14 protein-coding genes are annotated in these 16,860 nt (G+C 67.4%); 8 read left to right on the forward strand and 6 right to left on the reverse strand.

The window, feature by feature from the left end:
* The first annotated feature begins 56 nt into the window (after positions 1-56).
* Together SB751_RS19600 and SB751_RS19605 are read left to right on the forward strand one after the other, a co-directional pair.
* Positions 57-1,064 (forward strand): Bug family tripartite tricarboxylate transporter substrate binding protein, encoded by a 1,008-nt coding sequence (locus SB751_RS19600; RefSeq protein WP_144201174.1) that lies wholly within the window; start codon positions 57-59, stop codon positions 1,062-1,064.
* 46 nt (positions 1,065-1,110) lie between these two features.
* On the forward strand, positions 1,111-2,256 hold the full coding sequence (locus SB751_RS19605) for a CaiB/BaiF CoA transferase family protein (protein ID WP_144201176.1): 1,146 nt from the start codon (positions 1,111-1,113) through the stop codon (positions 2,254-2,256).
* Positions 2,257-2,342: 86 nt separating this feature from the next.
* Here SB751_RS19605 and SB751_RS19610 read toward each other — a convergent pair whose 3' ends face one another.
* Complete coding sequence (locus SB751_RS19610) at positions 2,343-3,434, reverse strand: AI-2E family transporter (protein WP_144201178.1); 1,092 nt, start codon at positions 3,432-3,434, stop codon at positions 2,343-2,345.
* A 159-nt stretch (positions 3,435-3,593) separates the two neighbouring features.
* Here SB751_RS19610 and SB751_RS19615 point away from each other — a divergent pair, with 159 nt between their 5' ends.
* Both SB751_RS19615 and eutC read left to right on the forward strand, forming a co-directional pair.
* Positions 3,594-4,976 (forward strand): ethanolamine ammonia-lyase subunit EutB, encoded by a 1,383-nt coding sequence (locus tag SB751_RS19615; RefSeq protein ID WP_144201180.1) that lies wholly within the window; start codon positions 3,594-3,596, stop codon positions 4,974-4,976.
* A gap of 18 nt (positions 4,977-4,994) precedes the next feature.
* Positions 4,995-5,759: an ethanolamine ammonia-lyase subunit EutC gene (eutC, locus tag SB751_RS19620; RefSeq protein WP_313819027.1), complete on the forward strand. Its 765-nt coding sequence runs from the start codon at positions 4,995-4,997 to the stop codon at positions 5,757-5,759.
* A gap of 237 nt (positions 5,760-5,996) precedes the next feature.
* Here eutC and SB751_RS19625 read toward each other — a convergent pair whose 3' ends face one another.
* The 3 genes from SB751_RS19625 to SB751_RS19635 form a co-directional block, all read right to left on the reverse strand.
* Complete coding sequence (locus SB751_RS19625) at positions 5,997-6,470, reverse strand: aminoacyl-tRNA deacylase (RefSeq protein WP_144203239.1); 474 nt, start codon at positions 6,468-6,470, stop codon at positions 5,997-5,999.
* Positions 6,471-6,507: 37 nt separating this feature from the next.
* On the reverse strand, positions 6,508-7,446 hold the full coding sequence (locus SB751_RS19630) for a LysR family transcriptional regulator (protein ID WP_144203241.1): 939 nt from the start codon (positions 7,444-7,446) through the stop codon (positions 6,508-6,510).
* Between the two features lie 107 nt (positions 7,447-7,553).
* Positions 7,554-8,867, reverse strand: a complete 1,314-nt coding sequence (locus tag SB751_RS19635; RefSeq protein WP_144203243.1) for an MFS family transporter — start codon at positions 8,865-8,867, stop codon at positions 7,554-7,556.
* Between the two features lie 415 nt (positions 8,868-9,282).
* On the opposite strand from SB751_RS19635, the gene SB751_RS19640 reads away from it, so the two are divergent.
* A complete protein-coding gene (locus SB751_RS19640; RefSeq protein ID WP_144203245.1) occupies positions 9,283-10,440 on the forward strand; it encodes an acyl-CoA dehydrogenase family protein in 1,158 nt (385 codons plus the stop codon).
* 78 nt (positions 10,441-10,518) lie between these two features.
* Positions 10,519-11,097 carry a hypothetical protein gene (locus SB751_RS19645; protein WP_144203247.1) on the forward strand — a complete coding sequence of 193 codons (579 nt, stop codon included), beginning with the start codon at positions 10,519-10,521 and terminating at the stop codon, positions 11,095-11,097.
* 102 nt (positions 11,098-11,199) lie between these two features.
* Here the strand turns inward: SB751_RS19645 and SB751_RS19650 are convergent, their stop codons facing one another.
* Complete coding sequence (locus SB751_RS19650; RefSeq protein WP_144203249.1) at positions 11,200-11,571, reverse strand: PHA-granule associated protein 4; 372 nt, start codon at positions 11,569-11,571, stop codon at positions 11,200-11,202.
* 153 nt (positions 11,572-11,724) lie between these two features.
* On the reverse strand, positions 11,725-14,607 hold the full coding sequence (locus tag SB751_RS19655) for a M16 family metallopeptidase (protein WP_211943580.1): 2,883 nt from the start codon (positions 14,605-14,607) through the stop codon (positions 11,725-11,727).
* Between the two features lie 154 nt (positions 14,608-14,761).
* On the opposite strand from SB751_RS19655, the gene SB751_RS19660 reads away from it, so the two are divergent.
* The gene (locus tag SB751_RS19660) at positions 14,762-16,300 is read left to right on the forward strand and encodes a DNA-3-methyladenine glycosylase 2 family protein (protein ID WP_313819028.1); all 1,539 of its coding nucleotides are present in this window, start codon (positions 14,762-14,764) and stop codon (positions 16,298-16,300) included.
* Positions 16,297-16,848, forward strand: a complete 552-nt coding sequence (locus tag SB751_RS19665; protein ID WP_410748306.1) for a methylated-DNA--[protein]-cysteine S-methyltransferase — start codon at positions 16,297-16,299, stop codon at positions 16,846-16,848. The genes SB751_RS19660 and SB751_RS19665 overlap by 4 nt, the downstream gene beginning before the upstream one ends.
* Positions 16,849-16,860: the final 12 nt, after the last annotated feature.

Raw genomic sequence — 16,860 nt, forward strand, 5'->3', positions numbered from 1 at the left:
GACGTGTTCTGATTTGTTCCAAATAGACAAGAAAAGCCTCATCCGGAGACAACACCATGCCCCCCCAGCTTCATTGGCACCGCCGCGCGGCCCTGGCGGCCTTCACGGCGCTCGCCGCCGCCACGCTCGGCCTTGCCGCCGCGCCTGCCTTCGCCCAGAAGGACTTTCCGACCAAGCCAATCATGATGGTGGTGACCTACCCGCCGGGCGGCCCCACCGATGCGATGGCCCGCACGCTGGCCGCCGCGCTCAAGAGCAGCCTGGGCCAGCCCGTGGTGGTGGAGAACCGCGCCGGCGCCGGCGGCAATATTGGCGCGGAGGCGGTGGCGCGCGCCGAGCCGGACGGCTACACGCTGATGTTCGGCACCTCGGCGCCGCTGGCGATCAATGTGAGCCTGTATCGGAAGATCAACTACGACCCGGTGAAGAGCTTCGCGCCGGTGATCCAGATCGGCCATCTGCCGAACGTGCTGGTGGTGAACGCGAACGTGCCCGCCAGGAACGTGCAGGAGCTGATTGCCTACGGCAAGGCCCATCCGGGCAAGCTGACCTATGCGTCTTCGGGCAATGGCGCGTCGTCGCACCTGGCCGGGGTGCTGTTCAACAACCTCGCCGGCACGGACTTCCAGCATATTCCGTACAAGGGCACCGGCCCGGCGCTCAATGACCTGCTGGGCGGACAGGTCAGCATGACGTTCACGGACGTGCTGACCGCGCTGCCGTTCATCAAGAGCGGCAAGGTGCGCGCGCTGGGCGTGACCACGCGCGGCCGCTCGCAGGCGCTGCCTGACGTGCCGACCGTGGCCGAGCAGGGCGTGCCCGGCTTCGACGTATCGGTGTTCTTCGGCGTGGTGGCGCCTGCCGGCACGCCGCCGGAGGTGATCCGCAAGCTCAACGTCGCCTTTGCCGACGCGCTCAAGCAGCCCGAAGTCCGCCAGACGCTGGTGGCGCAGGGGCTGGAGTTCGCGCCGTCCACCTCGCCCGAGCAGCTTGGCGGCTTTGTGAAGACGGAAGTCACCAAGTGGCGCGCCGTGGTACAAAAGTCGGGTGCGCAGCTCGACTGACGCGTGCAAGCCATCCAAAAAATACGATAGCGAGGTAGACACCATCATGACGACGCCCCCCACTCCCGGCGCGCTGGCCGGCATCCGCGTGGTTGACTTGTCGCGCATCCTGGGCGGGCCGTTCTGCGGCCAGATCCTGGGCGACCACGGCGCCGACGTGCTCAAGATCGAGCCCCCGCAGGGCGACGACACGCGCACCTGGGGCCCGCCGTTCCGCGACGGCGTGGCGTCGTACTACTTCGGCCTGAACCGCAACAAGCGGGTGATGCGGCTGGACCTCACCGCCGATGCAGACCGCGAGGTGCTGCTGTCGCTGCTGGCCGAGGCCGATGTGATGGTCGAGAACTTCAAGACCGGCACGCTCGAGAAATGGGGGCTGGGCTACGACGTGCTGTCGCAACGCTTTCCGCGCCTGGTGCACTGCCGCGTGTCCGGGTTTGGCGCCGATGGCCCGCTGGGCGGCCTGCCCGGCTACGACGCCGCCATCCAGGCCATGGCCGGCATCATGAGCATCAACGGCGAGGCCGATGGCGACCCGCTGCGCGCCGGCCTGCCGGTGGTGGACATGGTCACCGGCCTGAATGCGGCGCTGGGCGTGCTGCTGGCGCTGCAGGAGCGCGCGCGCAGCGGGCGCGGCCAGTTCGTCGAGGCAGCGCTGTACGACTCGGGGCTCTCGCTGCTGCATCCGCACGCGGCCAACTGGTTCATGAGCGGCAAGACGCCCACACGCACCGGCAACGCCCATCCCAATATCTACCCGTACGACACGGTGGCCACGGCCACGGCCCCGATCTTCCTGGCCGTGGGCAACGATCGCCAGTTCCGCATCCTGTGCGAGCACCTTGGCATGCCCGTGCTGGCCGATGACGAACGCTACGCCACCGCCGGCGCACGCTCTGTCAATCGGAATTCTCTGAAAGTGGAACTGGAAGCCCGCATGGGCACGCATGACGGCAAGGCGCTGGCCGATGCCCTGGCGGCGGCCGGGGTGCCGTGCGCGCCGGTGCTGTCCGTGCCGGATGCCCTCCAGCATCCGCACACCGCGCACCGCGAGATGGTGGTGGAGATGCCCGGCGGCTACAAGGGCCTCGGCGCGCCGGTCAAGCTGAGCCGCACGCCGGCCACGTACCGCTACGCGCCGCTTGCCGAAGGCAACCAGTTCCTGCCGCGCGAGGCCGCGAACGAGGGCTGATCAGGCGCGCTGCCATCGCGCAGCAACGGGAGCGTACCCGTTGCTGCGCATTGAATGCCAATGCATTCAACGAGTTAACAAGCGGCTTACACCAGCGCCGCCGTGGACAGTTCGCGCTTCACGTAGGCATAGAAAATCGGCCCCGCAATCACGCCGGGTATACCGTAGAGCGTCTCCATCACCAGCATCACCGTCAGCAGCTCCCAAGCGGCCGCCTGTATACGCGCGCCGATGATCCGCGCGTTTAGGAAATATTCGAGCTTGTGGATCACCACCAGGTAGACCAGTGACACCACGGCAATCGGCAGCGACACCGACAGCGACGCCACGAAGATCGCCGTGTTCGAGATCAGATTGCCGAGCACCGGCAGCAGCCCCGCAATGAAGGTGATGGCCACCAGCGTCTTCGAGAGCGGCAGGTGCTGGCCGAACAGCGGCAGCACCACCAGCAGGTAGATCGCCGTCAGGATGGTGTTGATCAGCGAGATCTGGATCTGAGCGAAGATGAACTGCGAGAACGCCACTTGCAGCGTGGTCGCGCGGGCGATCAGTGCGCTGGCCAACGGACGGCGATTGGGGCGCGAGATAGCCCGGTACAGCGCCACCATCGCGCCGATGACGAAGCCGATCAGGATATGGAGCAGCGTGCGCAGGATGTCCGCGCCGAGGCGCTGGGCCATCTGCGCATGTTCGCGCAAGGTGGAAATCAGCGTGGACGCGAGTTCATCGACGCCGCGTGGCAGGTAGTCGCTGAGCCAGCCCGGCAACTGGTTGCGCGAGCGGTCGAGGATGTCGGCGGCGTGATCCATCAGCCGTTCGAGCGTATTGCCATCGCCGCTGACAAAGCGCACGAGCGCCCAGATGCCGCCGCTCAGGGCGAAGAGGATGATGGCGGAGAGGATCAGCACCGCCAGCGCGTCCCGCCGGGAATGGCGCGTGAGGCGCGGGGCGAGCACTTCGACCAGTGAATACAGCAGCAGCCCGGACAGCAGTGCCGCAACGAGGTTGGCTTGCATCACCAGCAGCAGCGCGCCGCCGGTCAGCGCATATGACGCCGCCGTGACACTGAACCAGCTGGCCGGCGTCAGGCGCCGGGCGGGGTGGAGCGGATCGGGGTTGGGCGTGCCGTCTCCGGTCTGGGGGCGGCCTGGCGTGCGGTCTTGTTCCACCTGCGGCATGTCTCGGCTGTCGCGTTTGCGTTGGGTTGAGGGGTTGGGCGCATCGATTGTCGGCGCGCGGCGCGCCAATAGCAAGTCACATCGGGCGTGAAACTTGCGTGCCAGCTCGCGTATATTGATGTCACGTTGCGCACGCTTTCCTCCCGGAGATCTGACGCCATGCCCTTCACCCACACCGTCGGCACGCGCCGGCATGTCTTTGCCGACTTGCGCACGCTGCTGGCGCGGGCCAGCCCGGCGCGCTCGGGCGACGCGCTGGCTGGCATCGCCGCCGGGGATGAGGAGGAGCGCATGGCCGCGCGCGTGGCGCTGGCGGACGTGCCGCTGGCGCAGTTCCTCTCCGAAGCGCTGATTCCTTATGAGGACGACGAGGTCACGCGGTTGATCGTCGATCGCCACGATGCCGCCGCCTTCGCGGAGATCGGCGCCCTGACCGTGGGCGGCTTCCGGGACTGGCTGCTGCGCCACGAGACCGACGAGGCCACGCTGCGCCGCGTGGCGCCGGGCATCACGCCCGAGATGGCGGCGGCGGTCAGCAAGCTCATGCGCAACCAGGACCTGATCGCCGTAGCGCGCAAGTGCCGCGTGGTCACGCGGCTGCGCAGCACCATCGGCCTGCCAGGCAGGCTGGCCGTGCGCCTGCAGCCCAATCATCCGACCGACGACCCGCGCGGCATCGCCGCCTCCATCATCGATGGCCTGCTCTACGGCTGCGGCGACGCCACCATCGGCGTGAACCCGGCTGGCGACAACCTCGCCGCCATCGTCAAGCTGCTGCGGCTGATCGACGACGCCCGCACGCGCTACGACGTGCCGACCCAGTCCTGCGTGCTGACCCACGTGACCAATACACTGCGGGCGATGGAACTGGGCGCGCCGGTGGACCTCGTGTTCCAGTCGGTGGCCGGCAGCCAGCGCGCCAACGAGGCATTCGGCATCTCGCTGGCCCTGCTCGACGAAGCCCGCCAGGCGGCGCTGGCGCTGCAGCGCGGCACCGTGGGTAACAACGTGATGTACTTCGAGACCGGCCAGGGCAGCGCGCTGTCCGCCAACGCACACCATGGCGTGGACCAGCAGACCATGGAGGCGCGCGCCTACGCCGTGGCGCGCGCGTTCGAGCCGCTGCTGGTGAACACCGTGGTCGGCTTTATCGGCCCCGAGTATCTGTACGACGGCAAGCAGATCATCCGCGCCGGGCTGGAGGACCATTTTTGCGGAAAACTGCTGGGCGTGCCGATGGGTTGCGACGTCTGCTACACCAACCACGCCGAGGCCGACCAGGACGACATGGACACGCTGCTGACGCTGTTTGGCGTGGCTGGCATCAACTTCATCATGGGCGTGCCGGGCGCGGACGACATCATGCTCAATTACCAGAGCACGTCGTTCCACGATGCGCTGTACCTGCGCGAGGTGCTCGGCCTGCGCCCTGCCCCCGAGTTCGAGGCATGGCTGCAACGGATGGGCATCCTCGACGATGCCGGCCGCGTGCTGGAGCCGGCCGCGCGCGCGCCGTTGCTGGATCTGGCGCGCACGCTGTAGCCTAAATTGGAGCCGATCATGCCGAAGCCGCCCGCCGACATTGACCCCTGGACCCAGCTGCGCCAGTACACGCGGGCGCGCGTGGCGCTGGGCCGTGCCGGCCATGCGCAGAAGACAGGGGACGTGCTCGCCTTCGGCCTCGCTCACGCGCAGGCGCGCGACGCGGTGCACCTGCCGCTCGACGTCACGGCCATCGACATTGCCTTGCAGGAAGCCGGACTAGCCGCACGGCACGTGCACAGCGCCGCGCCGGACCGCGACCAGTATCTGCGCCGCCCCGACCTCGGGCGCCGGCTGGACGCCGAAAGCCACGAAGCGCTGGCCCGCGCGCGGCCCGCCCAGACCCCTGACGCCGTGTTCGTGATCGCCGACGGCCTCTCCGCGCTGGCCGCCCAACGCCACGCCGTGCCACTGCTGCGCGCCGTGCTGGCCCGGCTGGCCGACTGGCACATCGGCCCGGTCGTGGTGGCCCGCCAGTCCCGCGTGGCCCTCGGCGACGAAATCGGAGATCTCCTAGGCGCCCGCCAGATCGTGATGCTGATCGGCGAACGGCCCGGCCTCAGCTCGCCGGACAGCCTTGGGATTTATCTGACCTACGACCCGAAGCCCGGGCGGACCGATGCGCAGCGGAACTGCATCTCCAACGTGAGACCGGAAGGGCTGCTGTACGAAACAGCGGCAGACCGGCTGGTGTTTTTGATGCGTGGGGCGGTGGCGCTGGGGCGGTCGGGGGTGGAGTTGAAGGATGACAGTGAGGGGGGCGAGTTGCTCCCGGCGCCGTAAGCTGGCGGCGCTGAGCACATTCGATACAGATTTTCGGAGAACGGCGATTGTGGTGCCGGCTTGTCGAGGTCATCCAGTCCTATATCCACTCGCGGATGCGCGCGGTGTTCGCGCCATTCCCGGTGAATCTGGGGGGGGAGATTTCCGGCCGGCTGCAACTGGCAAATTCGGGTTCCCTGACGCCGGAGGAACAGGACCCGGCGCGACCCCCTGCGGCTACGCCGGTTCCCAACCCCCTCACATCATCCGATGCGAGAACCTGCCCCGTTGTGCATCCGACATCAGCGCCATGAACTGGTCGCGCTGCATGTGCACCAGTTCCTCGTGGTCGCCCGCTTCGAACCAGATTTCGGGTTCTTCCATCAGGCATTCGTCCACATAGGTCGGCATGCCGTAGGACATGGCCACCGGCGGGATGGCGCCGAGGTCGCAATCCTTGAAAACCTCGCGGATCTCGTCTTCGTGGGCCAGTACCAGGTCGCGGCCGGTTTGCTCGCAGATTTCCGAAAGGCGGAGATGGTGGTTCGAAGGAATCACGGCGGCCACATAGCCGGCCTGATCCTCGAGCAGGACGGTTTTGGCCAGTCGGTTGCCGGGTACATGGGCGGCCTGCGCAGTGGCCATGCTGCTCAGGCTGTAGGGGTGACGGATGATTTCGAACTGGCTGTTCATGCGGCTGAGCCGGCCAGCCAGGGTGTTTGCGATTGCCATGATTGCCTGCCTCCTGCGCCAGCACGCGCCGGTTGTTCTAGGTCTTTTCAATATAGGCTCTGGCGTCGCGCATGCGGGGCCAGATCGCCTGGAGTTCGGTCTTCAGGAAGGTCAGCAGGTAGCGCGTGGCCATGGTCTGGTAGCGGTTCGGCATGGTCAGCAGGTACAGCTTGCTGCCGAAGACGCTGATGCGGTACCCGTCCAGCAGCGGCACGAGGGTGCCCTGCGACAGTTCGTCACCGATGGCGTACATCGGAAAAATGCCAATACCGAGCCCGCCGACCACGGCGTCCTTGAGAAACGCGAAGTTCTCGGAACTTAGTGTCGGGGCGAGCACCACCTGCTCCCGGGCGCTGTCCTCGCCGCGCGTGCCGGAGGCCTTGAGTTTCTGGCCGATCGGGGAGGCGCACACGATGGCGTGCGCGGTCAGGTCGCCCAGTGTCGCCGGCGCCGCGCGGCCCGCCAGGTAGGACGGCGCGGCGCACACCACCCAGTTCACCTCGCCGATCTCGGTGGCCACCACGGAGTCTGGCGGCGTGGAAATGATCCGCAGCGCCACTTCCACGTCTTCGGACACAAGGTTGTGGATGCGGTTGTCGAACACCACGTCGAGCGTGATGTCCGGGTAACGTTGCTTGAACTGCACCAGCAGCGGTGACAGCAGGCTGTGGCCCAGGCCAGTGGGCACCGACAGCCGCACATGGCCCTGCAGGCTCTTGCCCATGCTGCTGATGAGTGCGTTGGCGGCGGCCACCTCGCCCAGGATATTGCGCCCGTGCTCGTACAGGCCGGCGCCCACGGGCGTGGGTTCCACGTGCCGCGTGGTGCGCCGCAGCAGTTGCACGCCGAGCTCCTCTTCGAGCGCCTTCAGGTGGTAGCTGACGTTGGCGCGCGTCATCTTGAGCTTGCGCGCGGCGGCGCTGAGGTTGCCGGCATCGACGATGTCGACGAACAGGCGCAAGGCGTTGAGATCCATGGCGGCGGGGTGGCGGAGATGAGAAGGAGGCCCGAAGCCCCGCCAATGAAAAAGGGGCCCGGAGGCCCCTTAGTTTGCCATGCCCACCCCCGGAGGGGCGGAAACGGTCAGTGCTCGTGATGCAGGTACTTGGCCTGGCGCGGCAGGCGCAGGCTGACGAAGAACGCCAGCACCATCATGCCCGTGACGTACCAGTAGAACGTGGTCTCATGGCCCATCGACTTCAGGCCCAGCGCCACATACTCGGCCGAGCCGCCGAAGATGGCGTTGGCCACGGCGTAGGCCAGGCCCACGCCCAGCGCGCGCACTTCGGGCGGGAACATTTCGGCCTTCACAATGCCGCTGATCGAGGTGTAGAAACTGACGATCGCCAGCGCCACGGAGATCAGTACAAGAGCGAGTTCCGGGCTCGACACGGTGCGCAGCGCGGTCAGGATCGGCACCGTGGCCAGCGCGCCCAGCGCGCCGAACATCAGCATGTTGTTGCGGCGGCCGATGCGGTCAGACAAGGCGCCGAAGATCGGCTGCATGCACATGTACAGGAACAGGCAGCCCGTCATGACATAGCTGGCGGTCTTGATCGACATGCCGGCCGAGTTGACCAGGTACTTCTGCATATACGTGGTGAACGTATAGAAAATCAGCGAACCGCCGGCGGTATAGCCCAGCACGGTGAAGAACGCCGCCTTGTGGTTGCGGAACAGTTCCGCCACGCTGCCGGCTTCCTTGCTGTTGCGGCTTTGCGCCGACGAGGTCTCGTGCAGCGTGCGGCGCAGCAGCAGCGCCACCACGGCGGTAATCGCGCCAATCACGAACGGAATGCGCCAGCCCCAGGCCCGGAGTTCGGCCTCGTCGAGCAATTGCTGAAGCACCACCACCACCAGCACCGCCAGCAACTGGCCGCCGATCAGCGTCACGTATTGGAAAGACGAGAAGAACCCACGCCGGCCCTTGAGCGCCACTTCACTCATATAGGTGGCAGTTGTGCCGTATTCGCCACCTACGGACAGGCCTTGCAGCAGTCGCGCCAGCAGCAGCAGCGCCGGGGCGAGGGTGCCGATGGTGGCGTAGGTCGGCAGGCAGGCAATCAGCAGCGAGCCGAAGCACATCATCACCACCGAGATCAGCATCGAGTTCTTGCGCCCGTTGCGGTCCGCGATGCGGCCGAACAGCCAGCCGCCGATCGGTCGCATCAGGAAGCCGGCGGCAAACACGCCCGCAGTGTTCAGCAACTGGGCGGTCGGGTCGGCTTTCGGGAAGAACGACGGCGCGAAATAGATGGCGCAGAACGCGTAGATATAGAAATCGAACCATTCGACGAGGTTGCCGGACGAAGCGGCAACAATCGCGAAGACGCGTTTCCTGGTCTCCTCTGGGGAGGGTGCCGTGGAGGTATCGGCGGTTGAGGCGATTTGAGTCATGGACCTTCTCTTTCTTGGCGGCGAGGGGCGCCGCTGGGAACGGGGCGCGGGCGGAGCCGGGCGGCAGGCTGGCAAGCGGGGGCCAGACGCGCGGGACCCACCCGTGGGTTGTGCCCGGCAAGCGTACTCCGAACGCGCAGAGGTTGCCCAGTCGATAGCGGCGAATAAGTCACGTGGTGAATGCGTCACCACTTGCCGGCATTGGGTTTCCGGCCGATTGTTCTGCAGGGTGGATTGTTTGTTCTGCATGCCGCACTAGGCGTGGCATCAAATGGCCGGCATGGCGGCCACTCATTGTCAAATTGTTTTATCCCTTCTGTACAAGCCCGCGTGGATTGTCAAATCGGTCAGGCGGCGTACCATTGACGCCCATTGTGTTGGTACTGTCTGTACTGGATTGACCCGGAGATTTGCCATGGCCCTCGACGCCGAATCGTTTTCCCTGCTGCGCGCCTCGGTGCAGCGTTTTATCGACGAACGGCTGAAGCCGGCGGAAGACACGCTGGAAGAACTGGACGAAGTGCCAGCCGAGATCGTCTCCGACATGAAGGAGATGGGCCTGTTCGGCATCTCCATTCCCGAGAACTACGGTGGTATTGGCCTGGCGATGTCGCAGGAATGCGATGTGGTCTATGACCTCGGCCATACGGCGTTTGCGTTCCGCTCGGTGTTCGGCACCAACGTTGGCATCGGCTCGCAGGGCATCCTGATGGACGGCACCGAGGCGCAGAAGCAGGAATACCTGCCGAAGATCGCCAGCGGCGAGCTGATCATCTCGTTCGCGCTGACCGAGCCGAACGCCGGCTCCGACGCCGCCTCGCTGCAAACGCGCGCCGAGCTGGATGGCGACCACTACGTCATCAACGGCACCAAGCGCTTCATCACCAACGCGCCGCGTGCCGGCGCCTTCACGCTGATGGCGCGCACCGGCGGCCCGGGCGCGTCGGGCATCTCGTCGTTCATCGTGCCCGCCGATACGCCGGGGATCTCGCTCGGCAAGCCGGACAAGAAGATGGGTCAGCGCGGCACCAAGACCTGCGACGTGGTGCTGGAAAACGTGCGCGTGCCCGCGGCCAACATCATCGGCGGCGTACCGGGCGTGGGCTTCAAGACCGCGATGAAGGTGCTCGACCGTGGCCGCCTGCATATCTCCGCGCTGGCCTGCGGCATGGCGCACCGGCTGATTACCGACGCCGTGGCCTATGCGAAGGAGCGCAAGCAGTTCGGCAAGCCCATCGGCGACTTCCAGCTGATTCAGGGCATGCTGGCCGACAGCCAGGCCGAGCTGTACGCGGGCCTGTCGATGGTGCGCGACTGCGCGCAGCGCTACGACGCCAAGCCTGCCGGCAAGAGCGACCCCGAGGTCAGCATGCTGGCTTCGTGCACGAAGATGTTCTGTACCGAAATGGTGGGTCGCGTGGCGGACCGCGCCGTGCAGATCCACGGCGGCGCCGGCTACATTGCCGAATACAAGGCCGAACGTTTCTACCGCGACGTGCGCCTGCTGCGCCTGTACGAAGGCACCACGCAGATCCAGCAGCTGATCATCGCCAAGCAACTGCTGCGCGACTGATGGCCAGCGCCCGGCCTCCGGGCCGGGTGCCATGCAACCCGCGACAGAAGCGCGCGACGACAAGCAGGGGGAGGCAGGATGAGCAAGTTCCAGGCAACGGTGCCGATGGCACCGGGATTGTCCGTAACGGCTGCGGCGTCAGTGGCGGCCACCCAATCGGCCGATGTGCACCGGCTGCGCGCCGTGGTGGCTACCTACCGCACCGCATTGCAGGCGTACACGCTGATGGTGTCGCCCGACGACCTCATGGCCTTGAGCAACGGTCCCGCGCCCGCGCACTCGGCACGTGACTACCGCGCGCAGGCGCATCTGGACCGCCTGCGCGATACCGTGCGCGAGAGCGGACTGGCGCTGCCGAATGCCATCGTGGTGGCGGTATCGGGTGGCCGCATGCAATGCGAATGTGATCATCTCTACGCACTGGAGCTGCGTCCGCAGGCCGGAGACGGCCTGATCGTGCTCGACGGGCACGCGCACCTCGCCGCCCTGGCCGGTGGCTCGCGCGGCCATATCAAGACGCTTGTCACGGCGGTGCTGTGCCGGACCTCGATCGACACGGCGCAGACGGGGCTGGCACCGGGCGCCGAAGCCGATCACACCGTGATGCACGCCTCCGCAGCCGCGCGCTGGGCTGGGGCGACGCGCGTCTGGCAGTAGCGTCCCGCCAGGTTTCCACGTCGATTCAATGCAAATGACGGCCCGCGAGGCCGTCATTTGCCATGTGCGGCCGCGATGGGCCGCTTGGCCGTCAATTGCCCGTCACGGCCACACGCCGTCCACGTCGCGCAGCAGATGGCCGGCGAGAATGTAGTCGCCCAGGCGGGTCGCCTTGGCTTCCAGATCCAGCAATTCATGATCGGCAAGCGTGCCGAGGTCGAACTGGCAATAGAGATTCCGTTGCCGGAACGTGCCTTTAGGTTTGGCGAGCCCTTCGATCAGGGCCTCGCGGGAGCGGACAGCAATGCTTTCCTGTCCGCGGTATTGCACTTTGATGCCGCGCTTTTCTCCGAGCCGGCCCAACTCGACGGCGTCCTGCCATCCGGTTTCGTAATCCAGCTCAAGCGCCAGCACCTGCTCGGAGGCCAGAAGCCGAAGCGCTTCCGACTTGCTGCCAGCTCGCACGATTGACATCCACACCTCTTGTCTCAACGAATACTGTACGAATATACAGTGATTGACCGGCCGTCACAAGGACGCGGAAGGGGTAGTCGCGGGCGTTTCCGCCCACAACCCCGGCCCCGGGCCAGTCTCGCCAGAATTGGCGTTCTTCCTTATACCAGCTTCCTAGGGCTTTGATGCGTCTGGCGGCTCGATTGCCGCCCCCGGAGGCGGCATGCCGGCCGGCGCCGTCGCCGCCGTGGTGGCGCCAAAGTCGCCCGCGAAGGCCTGCGTCAGCCCGGCTGGCGTCAGGTAGCGGCGAATGGCATCGTTCACGGCGGCAGGCGTGGCGGCGCGAATGCGAGCCTCCACTTCGGCGGTATGGGCCATGGTACGGTCCAGGAACAGCAGGTTGGCCAGCGCACCGGCCAGCGCGCCGTCGCGCGTGCGGCTCATCATGCCTTGCTGGAGCAGGCCGCTGACCGCCTCCGCCAGTTCGGCGTCGGAAATGCCGTCACGCGCAAAGCGTGCCATTTCCTCGTCGATGGCCTTGCGCAGCCGGGCCTGGTTCTGGGGGGCGTAGGCCGCCCACAGGCCGAAGCGCCCGGCCCGGTCCAGCGCACCCACCGAGATCGAACTCGACGCCCCGTAGCTGATGCCTTCCTGCTGGCGCAGGCGGTCCGCCAGCCGGCTGCGCATGCCGGTGCCGCCCAGCACCCGGCTGGCAATCAGCAGCAGCGGGTAGTCGGGGGAATCATTGACGAGGTCGATCGGCAGGGAGGCCAGATAGACCGCGTTGGCCTTCCCCGGCGTGTCCAGCGTGAAGCTGGCGGCAGGAATCGCGTAGAAGGGGCGGTCCACGCGTTCGTACGGCACCTGCGCCCGCCAGTCGCCGAACAGGTAGGTGGCCTGCCGCACGGCCTCATCCGCGTCGAAATCCCCGACCAGCGCCAACTGCGCGTGTTCGGCGCCGTAGAAGCGCGCGTGGAACGTGCGGATCTGCGCCGGCGTGACGGCGCGCAGCGCGGCCACGCTTTCGTCGAATGTGGGGGTGTAGCGCGGGTCGTCCGGCGGGTAGGGATTGCCATGGCGGCCCAGCGCGTTCGGCGCGAGCGCATTGGGCTGGCGTTGCTGGCTCTCGATACCGGCGACGCTGCTCGCGCGCAGCGTCTCGAACTCGCTGGCCGGGAAGGTCGGCATGCGCAGCACCGTGCGGAGCAGCGCCATCAGGTCAGGCAGGTACTGGCGGCGCGTCACGAAGCTCACCGTCAGCCGCTCGGCATTGCCCGAGATCGACACACTGGCCTTGAGCGCCTCGAAGCGGTCGGCAATGCGCTGGCGGTCGAACGCGCCCGCGCCACGGTCGAGCATGCCCGCCGCGAGCGATCCCACCGAGGTCTGACCCTGCAGCGCCTGCGTGTTGCCAAAGCGCAGGATCAGCGTGCCATTGACGGCCTCCCCGCGCGTGGGCTTGGACAGCAGCGCCAACTGCATGCCGTTGGGCAGCGTCTGGCGGACCGTGTGGGCGTCGATATTGGCCGGGCTCGGGTCGAACGTCGGCACCGGCGCGGCGGTCGGGCGGCCTGCGTAGTCGCGCACCAGCGCGGCCACGTCGGGCGCCTGCGGTACGTTGGCAAGCTGCGGCTTGTCGCCGGGCAGGAATTGCCCGACGGTGCGATTGGTCGGCCGCAGGTAAAGATCGGCCACGCGTTGCACGTCCGCCAGCGTGGCGGCCTCCACGCGGTCGCGGTCGAGCAGGAACAGCCGCCAGTCACCCTTGGCGATGGCCTCGGACAGCAGCACGCCGTACTGCGCCGGATTGTTCAGCACCTGCTCGTAGCCGTTGCGCACCCGCAGGCGCGCGCGGTCGAGTTCCTCCTGGGTGACTGGCCGCGTCGCCAGCCCTTCCACCTCGGCCAGCAGGGCGGCCCGCACGGCGTCGAGCGGGCGGTCCTTGCTCGTGCCCGCCGCGAACACGATCAGCCCGGGGTCCTTCATGCCTTCGAACCGGCTCGATTGCCACGCGGCCTTGTGGGTGTCCACCAGCGCGCGATGCAGCCGCCCGCCGGGCGTATCGGAGAGGACCAGGGACAGCAGGGTCAGCGCGGCGGTGTCCGGGTGGGCGCCGGGCGCCACGTGGTACTGCACGGCGACGATGCTGCTGTCGCCGGGGCGCGTCAGTGTCAGTTCGCGCGCGCCCTCCTGCGGCGGTTCCACCGTGTACTCGGAGGGCAACACGCGCGTGGGGCGCGGAATCGGCCCGAAAGCCTGTTCGATGCGTGCCAGCGTGGTGGTGGGGTCAAACTGCCCCGTTACCACCAGCACGGCGTTGTCCGGCTGGTAGTAGCGGCGGTAGAACGCCTGCAGGTTCTCGATGCCCACATGCTCCACGTCGCTGCGCGCGCCGATCGGCGCCTTGCTGTAGTTGTGCCACCGGTAGGACGCCGCGTTCATCTGCTGGAGCAGCATCCGCATCGGATTGTTCTCGCCGATCTCCATCTCGTTGCGCACCACGGACATCTCGCTGTCCAGATCCGTGCGCGAGACGAAGCTGTTGACCATGCGGTCCGCCTCCATCTTCAGCGCCCAGTCGAGGTTGTCCTCGCTGGCGGCAAAGGTCTGGAAGTAATTGGTACGGTCCTGCGACGTGGTGCCGTTGTACTGCATGCCGCGCCGCGCGAATTCCGTGGGAATGGTCCGGCCCGGCAGCGACGGCGTGCCCTTGAACAGCATGTGCTCCAGCAGGTGCGCCATGCCGGTTTCGCCGTAGTTCTCGTGCCGGCTGCCCACCAGATAGGTCATGTTGACCGTGGTGGTGGGCTGCGCGGCGTCCGGCGCCAGCAGGATGCGCAGGCCGTTCGGCAGCCGGTATTCGGTGATGCCCTCCACGGTGGCCACGCGCGTAGCCTGGATCAGGGGGGAGGCACCCGGCACGGTGGCGGGTGCAGGCGACTGCGCACGCGCGGCGCTGCGGGCAGGCGCAGCAAGGGCTGGCGGGGCCGGCAGGGCGGCGGCCAGCGAGACAGCAACCGCGACAAAGGCGGCAAAGGCAGCACGACGGCGAAGCATGACGTCCTCGGACGATGAAGAGTGATGCGATTCTAGCCCCGTCGCACCGTCCCGGAACGCGTGGGGCCGCACTTTCAGAATCGGGGACATTTGTCTCAGGCGAATGTCCGATTCCAGCGCATTTCCCGGCGCAGGAAGCGGTAGGATGCTTCCCATGAACCTCGATCCCGACACCTGCTACAAGGCAGTCGCCTCGCACGACCGGCGCTTCGACGGACGCTTTTTCGTTGGCGTGTCGTCCACGGGCATCTATTGCCGGCCGATCTGCGCGGTGCGCACGCCCCGGCGCGAGAACTGCACGTTCTACGACACCGCCGCCTCGGCTGAGAAGCATGGCTTCCGCCCCTGCCTGCGCTGCCGGCCGGAACTGGCGCCCGGGCACGGGCTGGCCGATATTTCCGGGCGGCTCGCGCAGGCGGCGGCCACGCTGATCGACGAAGGCTTCATGGCCGAGGCCGGTGTGGCGCAACTCGCCAGGCGCATCGGTGTGACGGAACGTCACTTGCGGCGCCTGTTCGATGCGCAGTTCGGTGTCTCGGTGCTCGAATACGCCCAGACGCAGAAGCTGCTGCTCGCCAAGCGGCTGCTGACCGACACCACGCTGCCCGTCACGCAGGTGGCGCTGGCGGCGGGTTTTGGCAGTGTGCGACGCTTCAACGACGTGCTGCGCCAGCGCTATGGCCTGACCCCGCTCGCCATGCGCCGCCGCGCCGCCGAAGGCATGGCCGACCAGCTCGTGTTCGAGTTGGGCTACCGCCCGCCGCTGGCGTGGTCCGCGCTGCTCGCCTTCCTCGGCGTGCGCGTTGTGGATGGCATCGAACAAGTACGAGGCGATGTCTACCTCCGCACGCTGGCCGTGGACGTGGGCGCGCAGCGCCACCTCGGCTGGGTGCGGCTGGAGCACGTGCCGAAGCGCACCGTGCTGCGCGTGACACTCTCCGGCACGCTGGCCCACGCGATTCCGCAATCGCTGGGCAAGGTGCGGCGGCTATGCGACCTGGGCTGCCGGCCGGACGTGGTGGACCGCCATCTGGGCGACCTCGCCGCCGATGTGCCGGGCATGCGCCTGCCGGGCACGTTCGATGGTTTCGAGATTGCCGTGCGGGCGATCGTCGGCCAGGTGATTTCCGTGATCCAGGCGCGGCGGATTCTCACGCGGCTGGTCTCGCTGGCCGGCGAGCCCCTGCCGCCGAAGGCGCTCGCGGGACTGCCCCCCATGGCCGGCCAGCCGCCGCTGACCCACGTGTTCCCGACCGCGCAGGCGCTGGCCGACCTGCCCGACGCGGTGTACCGCGAGGCCGGCGTGACGCCGGGCAAGCTGCGCACGATCCGCGCGCTGGCGTTAAGAATTGTCTCAGGCGAGATCGCGCTCGATCCGCTCGCGCCGCCCGAGGAGACCGTGGCCCGGCTGCGCGAGGTCGATGGCATCGGCGACTGGACCGCGCAGTACATCGCCATGCGCGCGCTGGGCTGGCCAGACGCCTTTCCGGCCACCGACTACGCGCTGCGCAAGGTGCTCGCCGTAAGCACGGTGCGGGCGATGCATGACCGCACCGCGCAGTGGGCGCCGTGGCGCGCCTACGCGGCCATTCATCTCTGGCATCGCTATGGCACGCCCCCGGCGTCCGGCGAGCCGATGGCGGATCCATCAGCAGATCGATCCGAAGATCACAGCAAGGAGCAGGCAGCATGACCAGCTATCAGATCATCGACAGTCCTCTCGGGGAAATGCTATTGCGGGCCGACGAAGGCGCGCTGACCGGCATGTTCTTCTCCGGGCAGAAGTATTATCCCGCCGGCGCGCCGGCGACGCGCCTCGCATCGGCGGCCGACCAGCGCGTGCTGGCGCAGGCGGCGCAAGAGCTGGTCGCCTATTTCGATGGGACGCTGCAGACTTTCGCGGTGCCCATCCGCTTTGTCGGCAGCGCCTTTCAGCAGCGCATCTGGCAGGCGCTGCGCGACATCGAATTTGGCGAAACTTCGACCTACGGGCAGCTTGGCGCCGGTCTCGGCCTGCCCCCTGCGCACTCGCGCGCGGTGGGGGGCGCCGTGGGGCGCAATCCGCTTTCGGTCATCGTGCCTTGCCATCGCGTGCTCGGCGCGTCGGGCGCGCTGACCGGCTACGCCGGCGGCGTGGACCGCAAGCGGGCGCTGCTGCGACTGGAGGGGGTACGGGGCGTGGATCTCGACGTCCCGGCGCCGCGCGCGCAGGGGTTGCAGTCGGCGCTGGCGTTCGGCTGACCTGTCGGCCGA

Source organism: Cupriavidus sp. SIMBA_020 (assembly GCF_046535395.1).
Classification (GTDB): Bacteria; Pseudomonadota; Gammaproteobacteria; order Burkholderiales; family Burkholderiaceae; genus Cupriavidus; species Cupriavidus campinensis.

What these genes read in the sequence shown, in the direction of transcription:
- SB751_RS19625 (WP_144203239.1), bottom strand. Translation starts at nt 6,470, where the DNA reads ATGGCAATCGCAAACACCCTGGCTGGCCGGCTCAGCCGCATGAACAGC.
- SB751_RS19645 (WP_144203247.1), top strand. Translation starts at nt 10,519, where the DNA reads ATGAGCAAGTTCCAGGCAACGGTGCCGATGGCACCGGGATTGTCCGTA.
- SB751_RS19665 (WP_410748306.1), top strand. Translation starts at nt 16,297, where the DNA reads ATGACCAGCTATCAGATCATCGACAGTCCTCTCGGGGAAATGCTATTG.
- SB751_RS19630 (WP_144203241.1), bottom strand. Translation starts at nt 7,446, where the DNA reads ATGGATCTCAACGCCTTGCGCCTGTTCGTCGACATCGTCGATGCCGGC.
- SB751_RS19600 (WP_144201174.1), top strand. Translation starts at nt 57, where the DNA reads ATGCCCCCCCAGCTTCATTGGCACCGCCGCGCGGCCCTGGCGGCCTTC.
- SB751_RS19605 (WP_144201176.1), top strand. Translation starts at nt 1,111, where the DNA reads ATGACGACGCCCCCCACTCCCGGCGCGCTGGCCGGCATCCGCGTGGTT.
- SB751_RS19610 (WP_144201178.1), bottom strand. Translation starts at nt 3,434, where the DNA reads ATGCCGCAGGTGGAACAAGACCGCACGCCAGGCCGCCCCCAGACCGGA.
- SB751_RS19635 (WP_144203243.1), bottom strand. Translation starts at nt 8,867, where the DNA reads ATGACTCAAATCGCCTCAACCGCCGATACCTCCACGGCACCCTCCCCA.
- SB751_RS19615 (WP_144201180.1), top strand. Translation starts at nt 3,594, where the DNA reads ATGCCCTTCACCCACACCGTCGGCACGCGCCGGCATGTCTTTGCCGAC.
- SB751_RS19640 (WP_144203245.1), top strand. Translation starts at nt 9,283, where the DNA reads ATGGCCCTCGACGCCGAATCGTTTTCCCTGCTGCGCGCCTCGGTGCAG.
- SB751_RS19650 (WP_144203249.1), bottom strand. Translation starts at nt 11,571, where the DNA reads ATGTCAATCGTGCGAGCTGGCAGCAAGTCGGAAGCGCTTCGGCTTCTG.
- eutC (WP_313819027.1), top strand. Translation starts at nt 4,995, where the DNA reads ATGCCGAAGCCGCCCGCCGACATTGACCCCTGGACCCAGCTGCGCCAG.
- SB751_RS19660 (WP_313819028.1), top strand. Translation starts at nt 14,762, where the DNA reads ATGAACCTCGATCCCGACACCTGCTACAAGGCAGTCGCCTCGCACGAC.
- SB751_RS19655 (WP_211943580.1), bottom strand. Translation starts at nt 14,607, where the DNA reads ATGCTTCGCCGTCGTGCTGCCTTTGCCGCCTTTGTCGCGGTTGCTGTC.